The 6,147-nt window shown below is 39.3% G+C and carries 8 protein-coding genes; 7 read left to right on the plus strand and 1 reads right to left on the minus strand.

Going from position 1 to position 6,147, the window contains the following annotated elements:
* The 3 genes from LD39_RS13555 to LD39_RS13565 form a co-directional block, all read left to right on the plus strand.
* The coding region (locus LD39_RS13555; protein WP_035547875.1) for a S8 family serine peptidase at nt 1-233 on the plus strand (233 nt) is incomplete at its 5' end.
* Nucleotides 234-661: 428 nt separating this feature from the next.
* Nucleotides 662-1,849 (plus strand): ParM/StbA family protein, encoded by a 1,188-nt coding sequence (locus LD39_RS13560; protein ID WP_035547878.1) that lies wholly within the window; start codon nt 662-664, stop codon nt 1,847-1,849.
* A 14-nt stretch (nt 1,850-1,863) separates the two neighbouring features.
* Entirely contained in the window at nt 1,864-2,475 is a 612-nt protein-coding gene (locus tag LD39_RS13565) for a hypothetical protein (protein WP_035547881.1), read from the plus strand.
* 206 nt (nt 2,476-2,681) lie between these two features.
* Here LD39_RS13565 and LD39_RS13570 read toward each other — a convergent pair whose 3' ends face one another.
* Nucleotides 2,682-2,930, minus strand: a complete 249-nt coding sequence (locus LD39_RS13570; RefSeq protein WP_035547892.1) for a hypothetical protein — start codon at nt 2,928-2,930, stop codon at nt 2,682-2,684.
* Nucleotides 2,931-3,078: 148 nt separating this feature from the next.
* Here LD39_RS13570 and LD39_RS13575 point away from each other — a divergent pair, with 148 nt between their 5' ends.
* Genes LD39_RS13575 through LD39_RS13590 form a run of 4 tightly spaced genes read left to right on the plus strand, consistent with a single transcriptional unit; the run spans nt 3,079 to nt 6,118 of the window.
* Complete coding sequence (locus tag LD39_RS13575; protein WP_035547886.1) at nt 3,079-3,678, plus strand: hypothetical protein; 600 nt, start codon at nt 3,079-3,081, stop codon at nt 3,676-3,678.
* On the plus strand, nt 3,675-4,331 hold the full coding sequence (locus LD39_RS13580) for a response regulator transcription factor (protein ID WP_035547889.1): 657 nt from the start codon (nt 3,675-3,677) through the stop codon (nt 4,329-4,331). Before LD39_RS13575 ends, LD39_RS13580 begins: the two co-directional genes overlap by 4 nt.
* Before the next feature lie 16 nt (nt 4,332-4,347).
* Nucleotides 4,348-4,782 (plus strand): GAF domain-containing protein, encoded by a 435-nt coding sequence (locus LD39_RS13585; RefSeq protein ID WP_052158870.1) that lies wholly within the window; start codon nt 4,348-4,350, stop codon nt 4,780-4,782.
* Nucleotides 4,775-6,118 (plus strand): sensor histidine kinase, encoded by a 1,344-nt coding sequence (locus LD39_RS13590; RefSeq protein ID WP_081988450.1) that lies wholly within the window; start codon nt 4,775-4,777, stop codon nt 6,116-6,118. The genes LD39_RS13585 and LD39_RS13590 overlap by 8 nt, the downstream gene beginning before the upstream one ends.
* The last annotated feature ends 29 nt before the right edge of the window (nt 6,119-6,147 follow it).

A 6,147-nucleotide genomic window follows, 5' to 3' on the forward strand; every position in this document is an offset into this window, starting at 1 on the left:
GGCTTTCAGGTACATCTATGGCTACTCCGCATGTTTCCGGGGGACTTGCTCTTCTTATCCCCTTAGTAGAGAAGCAATTCCAACGGCGGATGTCAGAAGCAGAAATTTTCTCTCAGCTTATTAAACGTACCACACCTTTAGGTTATAAAAAAACCGCTGAAGGAAATGGGCTCATGACTCTCGGATTGGTTAGTAAACTTGAAGATTTATTCAGTACCTATATCAATCGTTAATTAATGCCCCTCTATTCTAACTAGAGTAGGGGGCTTTTTTTATTATATTAGTTATTTGATTAGTCTTCATTTATTCATACTTCTAAAGACCCAACACTTAGACCGCGATTTTGAAAAGTGCGTATTAGCTCAGTCCGTGTTTTTGTGTCTATTTTTGTAGAATACTAGTTAATTTTAATATGTACACAAAAAAGAATACATGCAAACAAAATGTAATCAATATGTTTGCGTTTACGTATGCAAGAATGCAAAAATGTGTACATATTGGTTTGGAGGCATGTGTACATGTTTGTGTGCATGTATACGTTAATGTGTGCGTGCAAACAGATTTGAACACATCAAAAGGCGCATTGACTTCTTTCTCTTTATTTAATAGATTTAGAGAAGAACGAGGTAAAATCTAGCAAATTAAAAGGAGAGCTGTTTTTATGACAAACTCAAGAATTGCAGCTGTTGATGTTGGAAATGATGCAGTGAAAGCAAACTTTGGAAAACTAGAATCATCCTTATATATTCCAAATGTTATCGCAAGGGATTTAGAAGATCGTCCAGTTATTGGAATTGAAGATTTAGATGAAAAAGATCCACTCGATAACCTACATATTCGAGTGCATTCACCTGCATTAAAAGAAAACAATGCGATCTATCGTGTCGGGAACTTAGCAACGAAGACGACTAATTCTACTGAATTAGATCCTGGCAGTTATAAGTCAGAGGAAGATCAGACATTAATCATGCTTTTTGCTTCATTAGCCATTGATGCAGTTGAAGGTAAAAATGCACAATCCGCTAAAAATAACGTCGTTGAAGCAAACTATACTTTAGGAACAGGGCTACCTCTCCGTGAAGTAAAAGAAGGAAAAGACGTCGGGTACCGTTCTCAGCTATTAGGCTCCGTTCACCAGGTGGAATTCTTAGTCACACCTAAATATCAAGGCATGAAAGTTAATATCAAATTCGACGAGGTAAAAGTGTATCCAGAAGGATTTGCTGCTTATATTAACCTTGTCATGGATAACGATTTGAATATTATTAATAAAGAGCTTATTGATAAACAAATTCTTATTCAGGATATTGGTGGGCTCTCTACAGATATCGCAGTTATCCGCAATCGTAATGTAGATGATGACAAAGCCCAAGGCTTCAATCTGGGAGTGTCTGAATCCCTCGAGATGATTAGAGATGAAATACTAACAAAACACGGAGTCGAGCTGGATAGTCGACGAGATGTCGTTGATATCATCACTCGTAATAACGATCGTCACCACATTATGGTTAAAGGTAGCCGTACGAACGTTCATGATATAACAGACCGCATTCTTCTTGAGCTAGCTAAAAAGCAGTATCGCTACTTAAGAAATGTATGGCAGAAAAACTCTCAATCAGAGATTTGCTACTTCGTAGGTGGCGGATCTGCAGTCCTTAAAGAATACATCAAAACATTGAACAATAAGCTTGATGGTTTCAATATCGAGTTCTTTGAAGATGAGAATGAAAGTATTTGGATGATGGCGAATGCATATTACAAACTAATTTCCGATTTCATCCGCAAAAACTCCAAACCTGCTGGTAAAGAAAACAAGAAAGAAGAGCAGAAGACAGCCTCATCTAAGTAAGGTGATGGTATGATATGAGCCAATCTAAAAAAAGTGTGGAGAGGGGACAATCGATCACATTTCGAGTCCCCTCGGATACACCAGACCATTTATTGAGGCAACTCTCTCATCTGAAAGACACCGAAAGAAGAAATTTTTCTAGCAAAATCGCACAATTCGTCCTTAATGGAGTCAATGAATCACTCACCAAAGGTAAGGAAACGGTGACAATTCCTCTCCCAAAACCACTTACAAAAGAACAACGGAATTGGATCAAGCATGAACATTCGGAAGCACTTATTGGCAGTATCTTATATCAACTCATGATGGATCCTATACGAGCTACTAGTCTTTTGGCTTCGTTGAACAGCAATGCTTATGACATCAATGAAGCCCTCTATTTACAGGAGCAGGAAGCAGCAGCTGCAGAGGACCACAATCCTCTTGAAGTACCAGATATTGATTTAGGACCTTTACCAGAAGAAGATTCAGACGATAATTGGAAAGACATCGATGATGAACTTGACGGGTTAAGTATGGACAATCTCCAAGAGGAATTACATGAAAAAGCCAATGAAGAGACTGTTGAAGACGATGAAGATGAGGAAGATCTACTAGGTGATTTCCTTTCAAGCATGAACAAATAGTGAGAAGTCCCAGCTAAATAAAAGCGGGGCTTCTTTTTGCGTTAACAGACTCAGGGACCTTATTGGAGCTTTACTATCTAATTATGTATACCGGTGTTCGCTTTGTCCCTATTTATGACGGTTCTGCTTATTTGGTCGAGTTACTTTTTTCTATAAAATACGCCATAAGAACGAAACAAAACCTCTGGATGACCAGAAGTTTTGTTTTATGATAAACGATTATGATTGGCGTAAGCGATAAATGATTGTTCATCCTCAATGAGACCACAAGATCCACACTGGATTTTTTTCGAGGGACCTTTGTAGGCCATATGAAACACATCAAGGTTTTCATTTGTGTATTCGGTTTCTACTTCCCCGGTTTTAGGGTTAATTTTAACAGCTTTCGGACGTTGCTCAATGATATTGAATCTGGAACGATTCGTTTTGCAATTCGGACATAAATAAGGTTCCATATCGTTCACCTCCATGAATAGCTTCTCTCCTATCTCCAAATTTATGCAGAAATGTTTCTCAACAAAATAAGGGAATGCCCTAATATCGGTCCATCGATTATCGGTGTAGGATAGAAGGTAAGAATCTGTTCAGGAGAGGTGATTAAACATGACCGTGACTTCCCCGACGCACATCATTTCTCGGATGTATGAATCGTTGCTTTTTGATATGTCCTATGATTTGCATGAGAGATATGCCCATCTTTTAACAAGTGCTTTGCACCGCTTGGAGATCAATGGGGGCCACAAAGAAGATGTGAAAGTAATTCTTAATCATTTAATCGAGGAGATGAGAAACCGATCGAAGGAGATTTATCCTCTATCTTATCATGAGTATGGACTTGCAGTAGCTTTTAAAAGTTATCTTAATCAAGTAGAAAAGCGCTATGGAGTCAATATTGAATTTCCAACGTACTACAAGTTGAATGAGGTAATGCCCCATAAGAGCGTTCTGGTCTTTCGACTTCTTCAGACGACACTTAAGTTAATTCTAGAATACTCAGAAACGGATGCCGTGGAGATTGAGGTTGACCAAAACGGGATCTTATTCAAATACAAGTCTTATATTGAGACGTTTCCTTTGGAACAGAAGGATTTATTAGAATTATTACAGAAAGACTTAGGTATAGAGATGGAATTTGTCAGACGTAAAGATCGAATCGAGTGGCGTTGGTTTGAAGCTCAGCTAGTGAAGGGAGAAAAAAGATGATTTCAATAGTGATTGTAGATGATCATGCGGTCGTCCGGTCCGGTTTGACTATGTTATTGAATGCTGTCCATGATTTTGAGGTAGTAGGAGAGGCTTCCGAAGGAGATGAAGCTTATGAGCAAGTTGAACAAAAGTCTCCACAGGTAGTTTTAATGGATCTTTCAATGCCTCACGGGAAAGATGGATTATCCGCTACTTCAGAAATCAAAAAACAGTTCCCTGCTACTCAAATTTTGATTTTAACGATGCACGATGATGAAGAGTATTTATTCAGAGCCATAGAATTAGGGGCTTCCGGATGCATATTAAAAAACGCCCCGCATGACGAACTTGTAAAGGCTATACGCCAGGTTGCAGGCGGCGATGCGTATTTGTATCCATCCGCAACGAAGCGCCTGATGGAAGATTACATGGAAAAGATAAGAAATGATAGGAAAGCAGATTCCTATCGATTGTTGACAGACCGTGAACGTGAAGTTCTCGCGCTTGTTGCTAAAGGTTTTTCCAATAAGGAAATTGCCAGCAAGTTGATCATAAGTGTTAAGACGGTAGAGGCTCATAAGGCTCGGGTTATGGAAAAGCTGAAGCTGAAGACACGGCCGGAGCTTGTCGAGTACGCCTGGAAGCGAGGACTATTAGGGTATTCTATTTAGTAAAGGATGGAGAAAAATGCAAGAAACTATAGGGGATGTCTGCAGGGGGATTCAACAAGAGTTGAACGCTGCTTTAATAGCGATTGCTGAATGGGATGATGTTGCACAAAAAATTAAATGGACTTATGCTTTAAATCCTTTGAATGACAAGTACTCTCGTATGGAACTTTCCTATGGCTACGGAGTAGCGGGAACCGTGATGCAGACAGGAAGACCGTTTTTATGCAAAAATCGAAATCATCTTCCTTATGAAATTACGAAATATCCAATCGTTTTAGCAGAAAAGCTGCAGTCTTTTGTAGCGATACCATTAACATCTCCGCAGATCTTTGGAGCAGTATTGCTCATTGGTTATAGAGAAGAACATCCTCTGCCCGTTAAAGAAGAATGGGAAGGTTTTCGGTCGCGTATACTACCTTACCTTAAGGAAAGGAGACCAAGTCATGATTAACAGCAGCACTTATACGAATGTCGCTGCGACTCAAGGACAGGAAGGGTTTCTTGTCGTCCATGAAAATGGATATGTATTGACGGCAAATGAAAAAGCGAAACAACTTTTCAAGCTGATAGATAAAGATGTTCATATCTCTGATTTATTTCTTGAATTTGAAATTAATAAACTATTCAATTGTTCGAAAGGGGTACTGATGCAACAGTACATTACCCCTATAGAAGGTAATCCCTTTCCTGTATTTTTAGTGGTTCAAGAGTGGGTGGAAAATGGCGAAAAACGTTTTTTTATAACTATACAGAACCTCGTGGAAAGAACCGTGATCGATAGTGATGCATATCAATACTTGAAAGAATTGCTGGATCTTAAATACGCGTTAGATGAATCCTCGATTGTCGCCGTCACCGATCGAAGAGGGACAATTCGTTATGTGAATGAAAAGTTCAGTGAAATATCCAAGTATGAGGTCAAAGAATTGATTGGCAGTGATCACCGGATTTTGAATTCAGGCTATCACTCTAAAGAGTTTTTTAAAGAACTCTGGAGAACAATCGGAACTGGTAACGTATGGAAAGGTGAAATTCAAAACCGGGCGAAAGATGGCACGTATTATTGGGTTGATACGACCATTGTTCCTTTCCTGAATGAAAATGGAAAGCCTTATCAATATTTAGCCATACGAAACGAAATTACAGAACGGAAACGGGTTGAACAGCAATTAAAAGAAATGACTCAGCGTTTAATTAACGTGCAAGAGGAAGAAAGAAAACAAGTGTCCAGGGAGCTTCATGACGGAATTGGACAAGAACTGTACAGCTTGTTAATCAGTATGCACCGATTGCAGCAGGATATGAAGCATCCACTCATTGAACAAATGACAGGTGATATTAGTCATCTCATCCAGAGCGTAAGAGATATGTCATGGGGTCTGAGGCCCTCCGCATTGGACGAGCTTGGACTCTTGCCTGCTATTCGTTCTTTCTTGCAACGTTTGGACAAATCTTTCGGATTAAATGTGAAATTTTCAACCACCGTAAATTGCCGATTAACTCCCACGGTAGAAACAACCATTTATCGAATCATACAAGAGGCTTTAACCAATGTAAGAAAATATGCCGAAGTTCAGGAAGCAGCTGTGAAACTAATAGAAAAAGACAATCTACTTACCGTTTATATTATAGATGATGGGGTAGGGTTCTCTGAAACACATGCCAAAAGAGGAGTGGGACTATTCAGTATGGAAGAACGTGCAAGAGCGATCGGCGGGGCATTGAACGTTCAGTCTTCACCTGCGAAAGGAACCAAAATTAAATTGACTATTCCACTCGAAACCTGAACTGTTCAGGTTTCTTTTTTTGTTCCTTT

It is taken from the genome of Halobacillus sp. BBL2006 (assembly GCF_000786645.1).
In the GTDB taxonomy this organism is placed as follows: Bacteria; Bacillota; Bacilli; order Bacillales; family Halobacillaceae; genus Halobacillus.

What these genes read in the sequence shown, in the direction of transcription:
- LD39_RS13570 (WP_035547892.1), bottom strand. Translation starts at nt 2,930, where the DNA reads ATGGAACCTTATTTATGTCCGAATTGCAAAACGAATCGTTCCAGATTC.
- LD39_RS13565 (WP_035547881.1), top strand. Translation starts at nt 1,864, where the DNA reads ATGAGCCAATCTAAAAAAAGTGTGGAGAGGGGACAATCGATCACATTT.
- LD39_RS13560 (WP_035547878.1), top strand. Translation starts at nt 662, where the DNA reads ATGACAAACTCAAGAATTGCAGCTGTTGATGTTGGAAATGATGCAGTG.
- LD39_RS13590 (WP_081988450.1), top strand. Translation starts at nt 4,775, where the DNA reads ATGATTAACAGCAGCACTTATACGAATGTCGCTGCGACTCAAGGACAG.
- LD39_RS13575 (WP_035547886.1), top strand. Translation starts at nt 3,079, where the DNA reads ATGACCGTGACTTCCCCGACGCACATCATTTCTCGGATGTATGAATCG.
- LD39_RS13580 (WP_035547889.1), top strand. Translation starts at nt 3,675, where the DNA reads ATGATTTCAATAGTGATTGTAGATGATCATGCGGTCGTCCGGTCCGGT.
- LD39_RS13585 (WP_052158870.1), top strand. Translation starts at nt 4,348, where the DNA reads ATGCAAGAAACTATAGGGGATGTCTGCAGGGGGATTCAACAAGAGTTG.